Source organism: Streptomyces sp. CA-146814, assembly GCF_050942385.1.
Classification (GTDB): Bacteria; Actinomycetota; Actinomycetes; order Streptomycetales; family Streptomycetaceae; genus Streptomyces.
On sequence record NZ_CP192068.1, the window covers coordinates 6,189,726 to 6,204,349 of the forward strand.

13 protein-coding genes are annotated in these 14,624 nt (G+C 72.7%); 9 read left to right on the forward strand and 4 right to left on the reverse strand.

Features of this window, described 5'->3' with window-relative positions:
• The first annotated feature begins 96 nt into the window (after positions 1-96).
• The 6 genes from rimO (at position 97) to ACQP09_RS27790 (ending at position 4,504) form a co-directional block, all read left to right on the forward strand.
• Positions 97-1,581: a 30S ribosomal protein S12 methylthiotransferase RimO gene (rimO, locus tag ACQP09_RS27765; RefSeq protein ID WP_404069474.1), complete on the forward strand. Its 1,485-nt coding sequence runs from the start codon at positions 97-99 to the stop codon at positions 1,579-1,581.
• Positions 1,578-2,522, forward strand: a complete 945-nt coding sequence (pgsA, locus tag ACQP09_RS27770; protein ID WP_433404388.1) for a CDP-diacylglycerol--glycerol-3-phosphate 3-phosphatidyltransferase — start codon at positions 1,578-1,580, stop codon at positions 2,520-2,522. Before rimO ends, pgsA begins: the two co-directional genes overlap by 4 nt.
• Positions 2,519-3,031, forward strand: a complete 513-nt coding sequence (locus tag ACQP09_RS27775; RefSeq protein WP_433404391.1) for a CinA family protein — start codon at positions 2,519-2,521, stop codon at positions 3,029-3,031. Before pgsA ends, ACQP09_RS27775 begins: the two co-directional genes overlap by 4 nt.
• Positions 3,032-3,140: 109 nt before the next feature.
• Positions 3,141-3,524 (forward strand): helix-turn-helix domain-containing protein, encoded by a 384-nt coding sequence (locus ACQP09_RS27780; protein WP_003965837.1) that lies wholly within the window; start codon positions 3,141-3,143, stop codon positions 3,522-3,524.
• 296 nt (positions 3,525-3,820) lie between these two features.
• Positions 3,821-4,291 (forward strand): Dps family protein, encoded by a 471-nt coding sequence (locus ACQP09_RS27785; RefSeq protein WP_433404394.1) that lies wholly within the window; start codon positions 3,821-3,823, stop codon positions 4,289-4,291.
• 36 nt (positions 4,292-4,327) lie between these two features.
• The gene (locus ACQP09_RS27790) at positions 4,328-4,504 is read left to right on the forward strand and encodes a CsbD family protein (RefSeq protein ID WP_432151703.1); all 177 of its coding nucleotides are present in this window, start codon (positions 4,328-4,330) and stop codon (positions 4,502-4,504) included.
• Positions 4,505-5,023: 519 nt separating this feature from the next.
• Here ACQP09_RS27790 and ACQP09_RS27795 read toward each other — a convergent pair.
• The 3 genes from ACQP09_RS27795 to ACQP09_RS27805 form a co-directional block, all read right to left on the reverse strand.
• Complete coding sequence (locus tag ACQP09_RS27795; RefSeq protein ID WP_433404397.1) at positions 5,024-5,797, reverse strand: SDR family NAD(P)-dependent oxidoreductase; 774 nt, start codon at positions 5,795-5,797, stop codon at positions 5,024-5,026.
• Between the two features lie 59 nt (positions 5,798-5,856).
• Entirely contained in the window at positions 5,857-6,708 is an 852-nt protein-coding gene (locus tag ACQP09_RS27800; protein WP_433404400.1) for an Fpg/Nei family DNA glycosylase, read from the reverse strand.
• Positions 6,709-6,779: 71 nt separating this feature from the next.
• Positions 6,780-11,483: an Lhr family ATP-dependent helicase gene (locus ACQP09_RS27805; RefSeq protein ID WP_433404401.1), complete on the reverse strand. Its 4,704-nt coding sequence runs from the start codon at positions 11,481-11,483 to the stop codon at positions 6,780-6,782.
• Between the two features lie 102 nt (positions 11,484-11,585).
• On the opposite strand from ACQP09_RS27805, the gene ACQP09_RS27810 reads away from it, so the two are divergent.
• The 3 genes from ACQP09_RS27810 to ACQP09_RS27820 all read left to right on the forward strand — a co-directional run bounded on the left by ACQP09_RS27810 (position 11,586) and on the right by ACQP09_RS27820 (position 13,665).
• The gene (locus ACQP09_RS27810) at positions 11,586-12,443 is read left to right on the forward strand and encodes an AraC family transcriptional regulator (protein WP_433404404.1); all 858 of its coding nucleotides are present in this window, start codon (positions 11,586-11,588) and stop codon (positions 12,441-12,443) included.
• Positions 12,444-12,559: 116 nt separating this feature from the next.
• Positions 12,560-13,363 (forward strand): AzlC family ABC transporter permease, encoded by an 804-nt coding sequence (locus ACQP09_RS27815; RefSeq protein ID WP_433404407.1) that lies wholly within the window; start codon positions 12,560-12,562, stop codon positions 13,361-13,363.
• Positions 13,360-13,665 carry an AzlD domain-containing protein gene (locus ACQP09_RS27820; protein ID WP_359209534.1) on the forward strand — a complete coding sequence of 102 codons (306 nt, stop codon included), beginning with the start codon at positions 13,360-13,362 and terminating at the stop codon, positions 13,663-13,665. Before ACQP09_RS27815 ends, ACQP09_RS27820 begins: the two co-directional genes overlap by 4 nt.
• Positions 13,666-13,705: 40 nt before the next feature.
• Here the strand turns inward: ACQP09_RS27820 and ACQP09_RS27825 are convergent, their stop codons facing one another.
• Positions 13,706-14,620 (reverse strand): hypothetical protein, encoded by a 915-nt coding sequence (locus ACQP09_RS27825; protein ID WP_433404408.1) that lies wholly within the window; start codon positions 14,618-14,620, stop codon positions 13,706-13,708.
• Between the last annotated feature and the right edge of the window lie 4 nt (positions 14,621-14,624).

Sequence of the window (14,624 nt, forward strand, 5' to 3'; positions counted from 1 at the left end):
CCGGCGGACCTCCCGCCTGTTACTCCCCGTAGCAGGAGAGAGCGCAGGCAACCCTGCTCGGCGGGAGGGCCGCCGGGACGAAGTAGTCTTGAGTCCATGCCCGAACGCCGTACCGTCGCCCTTGTCACTCTTGGCTGCGCCCGTAACGAGGTGGACTCGGAGGAGCTTGCAGGCCGCTTGGCAGCGGACGGCTGGGACCTCGTCGAGGACGCCTCGGACGCGGATGTCGCAGTCGTCAACACCTGTGGGTTCGTCGAAGCCGCCAAGAAGGACTCCGTCGACGCCCTGCTCGAAGCCAACGATCTCAAGGACCACGGCCGCACCCAGGCCGTCGTCGCCGTCGGCTGCATGGCCGAGCGCTACGGCAAGGACCTCGCCGAGGCCCTGCCGGAGGCGGACGGCGTCCTCGGGTTCGACGACTACGCCGACATCTCCGACCGGCTGCAGACCATCCTCAACGGCGGCATCCACGCCTCGCACACCCCGCGCGACCGCCGCAAGCTGCTCCCGATCAGCCCCGCCGAGCGGCAGTCCGCGGCGGTGTCCCTGCCGGGGCACGCCCAGGAGACCGAACCCGCGCCCGCGCCCGCGGACCTCCCGGAAGGCGTCGCCCCGGTCTCCGGACCGCGCGCCCCGCTGCGCCGCCGCCTCGGCACCAGCCCCGTCGCCTCCGTGAAGCTGGCCTCCGGCTGCGACCGCCGCTGCTCCTTCTGCGCCATCCCCTCCTTCCGCGGCTCCTTCATCTCGCGCCGCCCCTCGGACGTGCTCCAGGAGACCCGCTGGCTGGCCGAGCAGGGCGTGAAGGAGGTCATGCTCGTCTCCGAGAACAACACCTCGTACGGCAAGGACCTCGGCGACATCCGCCTCCTGGAGACCCTGCTGCCCGAGCTGGCCGACGTGGACGGCATCGAGCGGATCCGGGTCAGCTACCTCCAGCCCGCCGAGATGCGCCCCGGCCTCATCGACGTCCTCACCTCGACGCCGAAGGTCGCCCCGTACTTCGACCTCTCCTTCCAGCACTCCTCCCCGAGCGTGCTGCGCACGATGCGCCGCTTCGGTGACACCGACCGCTTCCTGGAGCTGCTGGACACCATCCGGTCCAAGGCCCCCGAGGCCGGTGCGCGCTCCAACTTCATCGTCGGTTTTCCCGGCGAGACCGAGGCCGACCTCGCCGAGCTGGAACGCTTCCTCACCGGCGCCCGCCTCGATGCCATCGGTGTCTTCGGCTACTCCGACGAGGAGGGCACCGAGGCGGTCGGCTACGCGAACAAGCTGGACGCCGACACCATCGCCGAGCGGCTCGCCCACATCTCCCAGCTGGCCGAGGAGCTGACCTCGCAGCGCGCCGAGGAGCGCGTCGGCGAGACCCTTCAGGTGCTCGTGGAGTCCGTCGAGTCGGACGAGGACGGCGAGGTCGCGATCGGCCGCGCCGCGCACCAGGCCCCGGAAACGGACGGCCAGGTGGTCTTCACCACACGCGAGGGACTCGTACCGGGCCTTATGGTCGAGGCAAAGGCAGTGGGCACCGAGGGCGTCGACCTGGTGGCCGAACACCACGAGCTTGCGGAGGCAGCCAGATGACGGGAGTCCCGGCATCCGCGGCAGGCGGTTCCGGCGCGAAGCCGGTCCGCGGCGGCAAGCTGGGGACTGCGGCCGTCAACCAGGCCAGCCTGTGGAACATCGCCAACATCCTGACCATGGTGCGGCTGCTGCTCGTACCCGGGTTCGTCCTCCTCCTGTTCCACAACGGCGGATACGACCCGGCCTGGCGCTCCTTCGCCTGGGCGGCCTTCGCCATCGCCATGATCACCGACCTCTTCGACGGTCATCTGGCCCGGACGTACAACCTGGTCACCGACTTCGGGAAGATCGCGGACCCGATCGCCGACAAAGCGATCATGGGAGCCGCGCTGATCTCCCTCTCGATCCTGGGCGATCTGCCGTGGTGGATCACCGGGGTGATCCTCGCCCGTGAGCTGGGCATCACGCTGATGCGGTTCTGGGTGATCCGGCACGCGGTGATCCCGGCCAGCAGAGGCGGCAAGCTCAAGACCCTGGCGCAGGGGACGGCGGCCGGGATGTACGTCCTGATGCTCACCGGGCCGCTGGCCACCCTGCGCTTCTGGATGATGATGGTGGCCGTCGTGCTGACGGTCGTCACCGGTCTCGACTACGTACGCCAGGCCGTCGTCCTGCGCCGCCGGAGCCTGGCCGCCGAGCGGGCCGCCGTGGGCCGGACCGCGGCGGCGCTGAACGAGGCGGCGGGGTCTCCTGGGGCGGGGGGTGTCTCGGGAGCTTCTGGTGGTGCGAGTGCGTCTGGTGGTGCTGGCGCTTCCGGTGGTGCCGGTGCTTCCGGTGGTGCTGGTGTTGGTGCTGGTGTGGCCGGTGGTGCTTCTGGTTCCGGTGATGCTCTTGGTGCTGCCGGTGCCGCTGATTCCGAGTCTGCTGTGCGCGTCTCCGGTGGTCCCACGGCTGTGGAGCCTGTCCTGGGGGCGCGTGACGCCGCGGAGGCCGAGCGGTGACAGCCGCCGCTGCCCGGGCGCTGGAGCGGCTCGCGGAGCGCGGTGAGACGCTCGCCGTCGCCGAATCGCTGACGGGCGGGCTGGTGGCGGCCGAGCTCACCTCCGTACCCGGCGCCTCACGGTCCTTCCGAGGATCGGTCACCGCGTACGCCACCGCCCTCAAAAGCGAGGTCCTCGGCGTGGACGGGACCCTGCTGGTGGAGCGCGGGGCGGTCGATCCCGAGGTCGCACGGCAGATGGCCGCCGGTGTGCGCCGCGCGCTCGGCGCCGACTGGGGCCTCTCCACGACCGGCGTCGCCGGCCCGGAGCCGCAGGACGGGCAGCCCGTCGGAACGGTCCACATTGCCGTAGCGGGACCCTCCGGCGTCGAGAAAGTGACCACTCTGCGGTTGAATGGATCGAGGGCGGACATCCGTAGAGAGAGCGTACGAAGCGTCCTCGGTCTGCTCGTGAGCGAACTCGGCGGAAATGCGCGGGCACAGGATACGGAACAGATCGGGGGGAATTGATGTTTGCAGCCCTGAGTGAACACGACATCGCTCCCCGCACGGCCGCAGCACAAGGCGGTACGGTAGGGCGTGAAGGATGCGGCTACGCGGTCCGAGGAGGGAGCCACCGATGATTCTGCTCCGTCGCCTGCTGGGTGACGTGCTGCGTCGGCAGCGCCAGCGCCAAGGCCGTACTCTGCGCGAAGTCTCCTCGTCCGCCCGGGTCTCGCTCGGTTATCTGTCCGAGGTGGAGCGGGGGCAGAAGGAGGCATCCTCCGAGCTGCTCTCCGCGATTTGCGACGCGCTTGACGTACGGATGTCCGAGCTCATGCGGGAAGTGAGCGACGAGCTCTCGCTCGCCGAGCTGGCCGAGTCGGCAGCTGCCAGTGATCCGGTCCCAGTACCGGTTCGTCCCATGCTCAATTCCGTCTCCGTCTCGTCGGTCGCAGGTGTGCCGTCGGGTCGGGTGACCATCAAGGCGCCCGCGGAAGCGGTGGACGTCGTCGCCGCCTGATCCGCGCGCGGCACAGTGCTCGACCGGAGTCCCGGTCGGCCCCACAGGGGTCGGCCGGGACTCCGGCGTGTGTGCCCGGTGTGTGTTCTCGCCGCGTGTTCCACAGCTGTGTGCTCCTTCCGCGTGCTTTTTCTGTGTGCGCTCCGCGTGTGTGAGTCGCGAGGAAGCGGGCAGACGGAGGTTGAGGCCAACATGACTGTTTTGTTTCATTTGTGCCATCGTGAGTGATGCGCCGGAATGGTCAGCGAAACGCCTGACGACGGTCAGCAGTACGCCTGACGGATGGGAGTGTTTGCATGTCTGTGGTGAAGAGCCCACTGTCCGAGAGCGATCTCAAGCTCGTCGGAGAAGCGCTGCAGGGCGCGCTGGTCGATCTGGTCGACCTCTCCCTCGTGGCGAAGCAGATCCACTGGAACGTGGTCGGCCCGCGATTCCGGTCCGTACACCTCCAGCTCGACGACGTGGTCGTCACGGCCCGGCAGCACTCCGACACGGTCGCCGAGCGTGCCTCCGCCATCGGCGTCAACCCGGACGGCCGCTCCGCGACCGTCGCCAAGGAGACCGCCATCCGGCCCGTCTCCGACGGCTGGATCAAGGACACCGACGCCGTGAAGGCGCTCGTCGACGCCCTGGGTGTGGTGATCGGCCGGATGCGGGAGCGCATCGAAGTGACCGACGCGCCGGATCCCGTCACCCAGGACATCCTGATCGCACTGACCGCAGACCTCGAAAAGCACGCCTGGATGTTCCAGGCCGAAAGTGCCTGAGCGAAAGGAATCGACATCGTGACTGGTGACAACGCCATGGACAAGCTCAAGGGCAAGGGCAAGGAGGCCGTCGGCAAGCTGACCGGCGACCGCCGCAAGGAGGCCGAGGGCAAGGCCGACCAGACCAAGGCCACGGCCAAGGACAAGGTCGACGAGGCCGGTGACCGCGCCAAGGGCGTCACGGACTCACTGCGCAACGACAACGACAAGTAAGGGCCGGCGGCGCCTCGCGCCGCTGTCCTCACCGGGTGCCCCCGCCGATCTCCGGCGGGGGCACCCGTGCGTGTGGGGGGCTGATCTCCGGCGGGCCACCCGTGCGTGGGGGGAGCCGTCGGTCGTACGTTCTGCGTGCGGGGGCGCCGCTGCCAGGGGAAACTGCCCGAAAGGGCGTCGGCCGCAGGAGGGCAGCGATGGTACGGCGATGGGTGCCGGCGCTGGTCCTCGGCGGGGTGTGGTGGTGGGCGGTGCTGCGGCTGGTGCTGCAGCCGGAGCAGGCCGGTGCGGTGGAGGGCGCGGTGGCGGCGGGCGGCTGGGGGCTGAGTCTGCTGCCGGTCCATGTGGCATCGGTGGCCGCGGCGGTGGGGCGGACGACGGGGGCGGGGCCGGGGTCGGGGGAGTGGGCTTCACGGGCCTGGCGTGGGCGGTTTACGGGGGAGGCCTGGCGTGGGCGGTTTACGGCCGAGGCTTGGCGTGGGCGGCTTGCGGCGGGGCCTTCGCGGTTCGGGGCGGGGGTCACCAGGGCATTGCGACGCCGCCGTTCGGGCGGAGGATCTGGCCGGTGGTGAAGGCCGACGCGTCGGACGCCAGGTGCAGCACGGTGTGGGCGACGTCCTCGGGTTCACCGACCCGGCCCAGCGGAGAGACGCGGGCCACCGTGGCCTCCGCCCGCTGCTGCAGTTCCGCTCCGTGCCGGCCGGTCATCGGCGTACGGATCCAGCCCGGGGCCACCGCGTTCACCCGTATGGCGTGCGGGCCCAGCTCGGTGGCGAGCGTCTTCGTGAGCTGGACCACGGCCGCCTTCGCCGCGCTGTAGCAGAGCAGGCCCGCGCTCGCGGAGTCCACGGCGCCGGACGCCATCGTGACCAGCGATCCGGGTGCGGAACGGGCGACCAGGGAGCGGGCCACCTCCTGGCAGGCGTACAGCACCCCTGTGAAATTGACCGCCAGCACCCGGTCCAGGTCCTCGTCCTCGGTCTCCAGAACGCTGCTGGTGTGCATGATTCCGGCCGAGGCGACCAGGATGTCGAGCTCTCCCGCCGCCCGAACGGCCGCCCGGACCTGTTCGCGGTCGGTGACGTCGAGCGGGTGGGTACGGGCCCGGCCGCCGGCGTTCGTGATCGCCTCGTACGTCCGGCGCAGGCCCGTCTCGTCGCGGTCGGCGCAGTGGACCGTGGCCCCGGCCTCCGCCAGCAGCACGGCGCTCGCCCGGCCGATTCCGCTCGCCGCGCCGGTGACGAACGCGGAGCGGCCCGTGAGGTCGTACGCGTCATGCACGGAGAGGGGCATGACGGGACCGTAAAGGTGTATCTGACGGTCCGTCAACAGGTGGGTGGGTCCTGTACTGCTTACGGCGTCGGGCCCGACTGGCAGGACGGGCACCAGTACGTGGGCCGGTCCTCCTGGTCGATCTTGCGGATCGGGGTGCCGCAGCGCAGGCAGGGGCGCCGGACCCGCCCGTAGACGTAAAGGGGGTCCTGGACCCGCAGGGGCGGGAGGGGCCGGTGTGAGGGGGTGGGGGCCGGGGTGTTCGGGCGGGGGCGGCGTTCGGCTCGGATGGTGGTGGTGCGGGTGGGGCGGTCGCGGTTGGCATCGAGGAGGCGGTGGGCCAGGGCGACCAGCCGGGGCAGCGTTCCTTCGGGGAGGGCGCCTACGGGGAGCCAGGGCGTGACGCGGGCCAGGAAGCAGAGCTCGCATTTGTAGACATTGCCGATCCCGGCGAGGTTGCGCTGGTCCAGGAGCGCGTCGCCGATGGGGCGGTCCGGGGCGGCGAGGAGCCGCTCGACGGCGAGGCCGACGTTCCAGTCGGGGCCCAGCAGATCCGGCCCGAGGTGGCCGACGGCCTTGCTCTCCTCGCTGGTGCGCAGCAGTTCGAGGACGGGGAGGCGGTAGCCGACGGCGGTGTGCTCGGTGTTGGCCAGGACCGCGCGGATCTGGTGGCCGGGGCCGCCGCGCCAGCGCTCGCCCGGTGCGTAGATCCGCCAGGCCCCGTCCATCCGGAGGTGGCTGTGCAGGGTCAGCCCGCCTTCGACGCGGGTCAGCAGGTGCTTGCCGCGTGCGGTGACGTCCAGGACGGTACGGCCGCTCAGGTCGGAGGTGGCGAACCGCGGGACGCGCAGGTCGGCATGGGTCAGGACCCGGCCCGCCAGCGCTGTGTGCAGCCGGGCGGCGGTCTGCAGGACGGTGTCTCCTTCGGGCATGCCTCCATGATGGGGCCAGAGGCGGTGGGGTGGTGGGGTGGTGGGGTGCGGCGGTGTGGGCCCGTCGGGGCTCAGGCTCTCAGGCGCAGGCCTTTCGGGGTGGCGAGGAAGCCGGCCGCCTCCAGGGTCCGGCCCAGCGGCGAGGTGAGCGAGGAGGCCCCGTTGGTCCGCTCCACCGTCACCGTGCCGAGCGCACCGGCGCGGGCGGAGGCGGCCAGGGCCTCGGCCGCGGCCAGCAGCGCGGGCGACTCGGGGTCGGTGGGCCAGGCGAGCAGGGACTTGCCGCCGCGCTCCATGTAGAGCGTCAGCTCGCCGTCGACGAGGACCACCAGCGCCCCGGCCTTGCGGCCCGGTTTGTGCCCGGCGCCGTCCGGGGACTCCGGCCACGGCAGGGCGGCGCCGTACGCGTTGGCCGGGTCGGCGGCGGCGAGCACCAGGGCCTGGGACGCGGTGCCCGGGTCGCGGCGGTCGCGGGCCGTGGCGGCCGCCCGCAGCCGATCCACCGCTCCGTCCATCGCGAACTGTGCGGCACCGAGGCCCTCCACCACGTAGCCCCGCCGGGCCTGCCCGCTGTCCTCGAAGGCGGCCAGGATGCGGTACGTCGCCGAGAAGCCGCCCTCCACCCCTTCGGCCTGCACCGCGCCCCGGGTCACCACCCCGTGCCGGTCGAGCAGGGTGCGGGCCAGGGCGTGGGCGCGGTGGGTCGGCTCCGGCTCGCGTGGCGGCAGCAGGGACCAGCGGCCGGAGACCGTCGGCGGGCCCGTGCGGGAGGCGGGCCGGGCGGCCGCGGTGAGGGATCCGTACCGCCCTCGGGGCACGTTCCGCCGGGCGCGGTGGGCGGTGGAACCCGCTGTCCGGCCGGAGCCGAGGAGTGAGCGGAGCGGGGCGAGGGTGTCGTTGGTGAGCCTGCCCGACCAGGCCAGCTCCCAGAGGGCGTCGGCGAGCTGCTGGTCGGAGGAGTCCGGGTGGGTGGTGGCCCGGACCTGGTCGGCGATCTGCCGGAAGAAGAGGCCGTATCCGCCGGAGAGCGTGGTGAGCAGGGACTCGTGGAGCGCGGACAGCTCCAGGGGGTGTGGGGCGGGCAGGAGCAGAGGTGCGCTGTCGGCCGGGTAGAGGGAGAGCCAGCCGTCCTTGCCGGGCAGTGCTCCCGCCCCGGCCCAGACGACCTCGCCCGTGGTCGTCAGCTCGTCGAGCATCGCCGGCGTGTAGCCCATGACGCGGCTCGGCAGGATCAGCTTCTCCAGGGCCGAGGCGGGCACGGGCGCCCCTTGAAGCTGTTCGACGGCGCGGGCCAGCCCGTCGATGCCGCGCAGCCGGTGGGAGCCGAAGTGCTGCCACTGCGGGAGGAAGGAGGCGAGCGCGGCGGGCTCCACCGGCTCCAGCTCCTGGCGGAGCGCGGCCAGCGAACGGCGGCGGAGCCGGCGCAGGACGGTGGCGTCGCACCACTCCTGGCCGATACCCGCCGGATGGAACTCCCCCTGGACGGTCCGGCCGGAGGCGGCGAGCCGGTGCAGCGCGCCGTCCGTGACGGCCGTGCCGAGCCCGAACCGCTCGGCGGCCCGGGCGGCGGTGAAGGGACCATGTGTCCGGGCGAAACGGGCGAGGAGGTCGCCGAGAGGGTCCTTCACCGGTTCGGTGAACGCCTCGGGAACACCGACCGGGAGTGCGGTTCCCAGGGCGTCGCGCAGCCTTCCGGCGTCCTCGATCGCCGCCCAGTGGTCGGCCCCGGCGATCCGGACCTGGATGGCCCGGCGGGTCGTGGCCAGCTCCGGCGCCCAGGTGGGCTCGGCACCGCGCTCGGCCAGCTCGGCGTCGGTCAGGGGTCCCAGGACGCGCAGCAGGTCCGCGACGCCTTCGACGTCCTTGATCCGGCGGTCCTCGGTGAGCCACTGGAGCTCCTGCTCCAGCTCGGTGAGGACCTCGGGGTCGAGCAGCTCGCGCAGCTCGGCCTGGCCCAGCAGCTCGGCCAGGAGGTGGGAGTCCAGGGAGAGTGCGGCGGCCCGCCGCTCGGCGAGCGGTGAGTCGCCCTCGTACAGGAACTGCGCGACGTAACCGAAGAGGAGGGAGCGGGCGAACGGGGAGGGCTCCTGGGTGGTGACCTCGACCAGCCGGACCCGGCGCGCCTCCAGGTCGCCCATCAGCTCCGTGAGCCCGGGAACGTCGAAGACGTCCTGGAGGCATTCGCGGACGGCCTCCAGGACGATCGGGAACGAACCGAACTCGGATGCCACCTGGAGCAGCTGGGAAGCGCGCTGGCGTTGCTGCCAGAGCGGGGTGCGCTTGCCGGGGGAGCGGCGGGGCAGCAGGAGGGCGCGGGCCGCGCACTCGCGGAAGCGGGCGGCGAACAGCGCCGAGCCACCGACCTGGTCGGTGACGATCTGCTGCACCTCGCCCTGGTCGAAGACGACATCGGTGGCACCGACCGGAGGCTGCTCGCTGTCGTACGAGAAGGGTTGCGGGGCCGGTCGGTCGTCCGCCGTATCCGTCGCGTCCCCGGTGGTCGGGGCGTCGAAGTCGAGGAGGTCCAGGCCCATCATGTCGGCGTCCGGGAGCCGCAGCACGATGCCGTCGTCGGCGTGCATGACCTGGGCGTCCATCCCGTACCGCTCACCGAGGCGGGCGGAGAGGGCGAGCGCCCACGGGGCGTGGACCTGGGCGCCGAAGGGGGAGTGGACGACGACCCGCCAGTCGCCCAGCTCGTCGCGGAACCGCTCGACCAGGATCGTCCGGTCGTCCGGCACATGGCCGCAGGCCCGGCGCTGCTCGTCCAGGTAGGCCAGGATGTTGTCCGCCGCCCAGGCATCCAGCCCGGCGGCGAGCAGCCGCAGCCGCGCGTCCTCCTCGGAGAGCCCGCCGATCTCGCGGAGGAAGGCCCCCAGGGCGCGGCCGAGCTCCAGAGGGCGGCCCAGCTGGTCGCCCTTCCAGAACGGCAGCCGTCCCGGAACGCCGGGGGCGGGGGAGACGAGGACCCGGTCGCGGGTGATGTCCTCGATCCGCCAGGACGTGGTCCCCAGGGTGAAGACGTCGCCGACGCGGGACTCGTAGACCATCTCCTCGTCCAGCTCGCCGACCCGGCCGCCGCCCTTCTTCGGGTCCGCGCCGGCCAGGAAGACCCCGAAGAGGCCCCGGTCCGGAATGGTCCCGCCCGAGGTGACGGCGAGCCGCTGCGCACCCGGGCGGCCCGTGACCGTACCGCCGACGCGGTCCCACACGACCCGGGGCCGCAGCTCGGCGAAGGCGTCGGAGGGGTAGCGGCCGGCGAGCATGTCGAGCACGGCCGTGAACGCCGACTCCGGGAGCGAGGCGAACGGCGCGGCCCGGCGGACCAGGGCCAGCAGGTCGTCCGCCTGCCAGCTGTCCAGGGCCACCATGGCGACGAGCTGCTGGGCCAGCACGTCCAGCGGGTTGGACGGGATGCGCAGGGCCTCGATGGCCCCTTCGCGCATCCGCTCGGTGACGACGGCGGCCTGCACCAGGTCGCCGCGGTACTTCGGGAAGACCACGCCGGTGGAGACCGCGCCCACTTGGTGCCCGGCCCGGCCCACCCGCTGGAGGCCGGAGGCGACGGAGGGCGGCGACTCGACCTGGACCACCAGGTCGAGCGCGCCCATGTCGATGCCGAGCTCCAGGCTGGAGGTGGCCACCACGGCGGGCAGCCGTCCCGCCTTGAGGTCCTCCTCCACCTGGGCCCGCTGCTCCTTGGAGACCGAACCGTGGTGGGCGCGGGCCAGCAGGGCGGGGGCGCCACGGCCCGCGCCGGACTGGGCCATGACCTCGGCGGGAGCGTGTGCTTCCGGCAGGTCGAGTGCGGGGTTGTCCGGGTTGTCCGGGTCGAAGGCGGTGCCGGTGGCCCGTTCGTACGCGATCTCGTTCAGCCGGTTGCACAGGCGCTCCGCCAGCCGCCGTGAGTTGGCGAAGACGATGGTGGAGCGGTGCGACTGGACGAGGTCGGCGATGCGCTCCTCGACATGCGGCCAGATCGAGGGCTTCTCCGCCTGTGCGGCGTCCCCGTCGGTGGCGGGCGAGCCGCCCAGCTCGCCGAGATCCTCCACCGGGACGACCACGGAAAGGTCGAACTCCTTGGTGGAGGGCGGCTGGACGACCTCCACCTTCCGCTGCGGCGACAGGAACCGGGCCACCTCGCCGACCGGCCGGACCGTCGCGGAGAGCCCGATCCGGCGGGCGGGCCGCGGCAGCAGCTCGTCCAGGCGCTCCAGGGAGAGCGCGAGGTGCGCGCCGCGCTTCGTACCGGTGACCGCGTGCACCTCGTCCAGGATCACCGTCTCGACGCCTGCCAGCGCGTCCCTGGCGGAGGACGTGAGCATCAGGAACAGCGACTCGGGTGTGGTGATCAGGATGTCCGGCGGCCGGGTCACCATCGAGCGCCGCTCGGCGGGCGGGGTGTCACCGGACCGGATGCCCACCCGCACCTCCGGCTCGGGCAGGCCGAGGCGCACCGACTCCTGGCGGATGCCGGTCAGCGGCGAGCGGAGGTTGCGCTCCACATCGACCGCCAGCGCCTTGAGCGGGGACACGTACAGCACGCGGCAGCGCTTCTTCGCCTCGGCGGGCGGCGGACCGGCGGCCAGCCGGTCCAGCGAGGCGAGGAACGCGGCCAGCGTCTTGCCGGAGCCGGTCGGCGCGACCACCAGCACATCGCTGCCTTCGCCGATGGCCCGCCAGGCACCTTCCTGCGCGGCGGTGGGCGCGCTGAAGGCGCCGGCGAACCAGCTGCGGGTCGCGGGCGAGAAGGCGTCGAGAGCGGAGCCGGTCATGTCCCCCATCGTGCACCCCGCCACTGACAACGGGCCCGCGACACCGCCCGGAGCCGTCCCTTCACCCTGCGGCGCACCGCTGGGACCTGCGAGAATGTGGCCATGGCGGGAGCGGATCGAGTGACGGAGTGGGCGCGGCACTGGACGTACGCGGAGCTGCCCGACCTCGATCTTCTGCGCGCCCGGTACGTCCGCCACACCTTTCCCCGGCACAGCCACGAGGGGTACGTGCTCGGTGCGGTCACCGGCGGCGTGGAGGACGTGGGGCTGCCGGGCGGCACGGTCCACGCGATTCCCGGCACCGTCGTGATGATCAACCCGGAGGTGCCGCACACCGCCCGTCCCGGGCAGCCCGAAGGCTGGGCGTACGACACGCTCTACCCATCCGCCCAGGTGATCAACGACATCGCGGCCGAGGTGACTCCCCTGCGCGGCACGGTGGGCTTCGCCGAGACCCGGGTGACCGACCCGTACGCCGCCCGGCTGATCACCCAGGTGCACCGGGCCGCCGAGGAGGGCAACGCGCTGGCCGCCGACAGTCTGCTGCGGGTCCTGGTCGCCCGCCTCCTCACCCGGCACGGCAGCTCACTCCCCGGCGCGACACCCCGGGCCGGCGGCGCGCGGGACGCCGAACGCGCCCGCCGCGCGCTGGAGGGCCGGATGGACGCGCCGCCCACCCTGGAGGCGCTCGCCGCCGAGCTGCGCACCAGCCCGTTCGCTCTGCTGAGGGCCTTCAAGAAGGAGTACGGGATGCCGCCGCACACCTGGCTGACCGACGCCCGGGTCCGGCGGGCCCGGCGGATGCTCGACGCGGGCGTCGCCCCTGCCGAGGCCGCGGCCGCCGTCGGCTTCACCGATCAGCCGCACCTCAATCGTCACTTCACCCGGATCGTCGGGGTGCCGCCCGGCGCGTACCAGCGCGAGCGAGGTATCCACCGGCGCGCACGGGACGACTCCTAGGCGCGCACGGGACGCCTCCTAGGGACGACGAGCCTCAGAGGCGGCTCCCAGGGACGCCGCGGGGTGCGCAAGAACGTACAAGACCGGGCCGGGGCCGTCCCCGTAACGTGCGGCGCGTGGCAGAACAGACAGCACCCCCAGAGAGCACCGTCGCGACCGGTGCCATAGCCGCCGGTCCGCCCGGCACCCCACCGCACAAGCCGGACGCGGCCGTCGTCCGGGACGCGCTCGCCGTCGGTGTCGCCGTAGGGCTCTCCGGTTTCGCCTTCGGCGTCACGGCCGCCGGCTCCGGGCTCAGCCTGCTCCAGATCTGCGCCCTGAGCCTCTTCGTCTTCACCGGCGCCTCGCAGTTCGCGCTGGTCGGCGCGTTGGCGGCGGGCGGCAACCCGTACACGGCGGCGGCCGGGGCGTTCTTCCTGGGTGTCCGCAACGCCTTCTACGGGTTGCGGCTCTCGCAGCTGCTGGCCCTTCCGCGCATGGCACGTCCCTTCGCCGCCCACTGGGTGATCGACGAGACGACCGCGGTGACGGTGGCGCAGCCCGACCGGCGGTCCGCGCGCCTGGGCTTCACGGTCACCGGGCTCACCCTTTACGTGCTGTGGAACCTCACGACCCTGGTGGGTGCGGTGGGTGCCGAGGCGCTGGGCGACACCGAGGCCTGGGGCCTGGACGCGGCCAGCCCCGCCGTCTTCCTCGCGCTGCTCGCACCGATGCTCAGGAGCACCGTCGAACGCGTCACGGCGGGCGTCGCCGTGCTGCTTGCCCTGACGCTGCTGCCCGTCCTGCCGGCCGGCGTACCGGTCCTGCTCTCCGCGCTCGCGGCGCCCGTCGTCCTCTTCCTGATGGGACGGCGCAAGCGCGGAGCGGACACGGCCTCACAGAAGGAGACGACGGAGAAGAAGGGCGGACGGGACTCATGAACGTCTGGATAGCGATCGGACTGACGGCGGTGGGCTGCTACCTCGCCAAGTACGCGGGCCTGCTGGTCCCCGCCGGAGTGCTGGAGCGGCCGCTCGTACGGCGGATGGCGGTCCTGCTGCCGGTGGCGCTGCTGGCGGCCCTCACCGCACAGCAGACCTTCGGCGACGGACAGCAGCTTGTCCTCGACGCCCGGGCCGCCGGACTCGCCGCCGCGGCGCTCGCGCTGGTCCTGCGCGCGCCCTTCCTGGTGGTCGTCGGCGCGGCCGTGGTGGTCACGGCGGGGGTCCGCGCCCTGGGCTGAGCCAGGCGCCGTCGGCAGCCGGGCGGCCGACGGACCTCGGTCAGGCCGGCAGGCGTCCGTACGCCTGGAGCGTCTCCAGGGCCCTGAGCGTCACCAGGGGCCGTCCCTCCAGCGCGGTGCCCGGTGCCCACTGCCGCCAGTTGACCGGCCAGCCGCCGTCCTCCCGCTGCTCGGCCGCCAGATGGTCGAGCGAGCGCTCCAGCTCCTCGTCGGTGAACCAGCGGCGGGCCAGCGATCCCGGCGTACGGGCGTAGTCGTGCGGGAAGTGGTGCTCGCCGGGCGCGTAGCCCGGCGCCACCGGGTACTCCGCGCGCCGGGCCGGATCGAGTACCGCGAGCCGCTGTTCGCGCACCAGCCGGCCGAGCCGGTCCGCCGCCCGCTCGGCCCGGGCGCGGTCCGGCACCCCGTCCAGGAAGGCGATCGCGGCCTCGATCTCGTACGGATGCGACCGCTCCAGGGCGTCGACGGCGCTCCAGCAGAAGTCCGTGGCCCGGAACAGCCACGCGTGCCACACCTCGTTGCGGTGGAGCAACCCGACGATCGGACCGGTCGCGAGCAGTTCGGCCGGCGGGTCGTCGACCACAGGGACGAACGGCGCGGCCGGATAGCCGCGCTGTGAAGGGAGCAGCGCGGGCAGCGCTCCTTCTTTTGTCGACACGTCGCTCAGATAGCGGCAGATCCGTTCCGCGCGCAGACCGTCGCAGCGGCCGATCGAGTCGAGGACGCCGAGCGCGTGGGCGGTGTGCAGCGGCTGGCTGACCGGGCCGCGGAGATCGGGTTCCAGCGCGTACGCGTAGCCGCCGTCCTCGTTCCGGTAGGCGGCGAGCGCCGTCTCGACGGGTTCCGGGGCGCCGTGGAGGAAGCGGTGGGCGAACCTGCGCTGTTCGAGGACACGGGCGGTGAGCCAGATGAAGTGCTCGGCGCGGACGAGGGGGTGTGCTCCGGTTCCAGCCATGGAC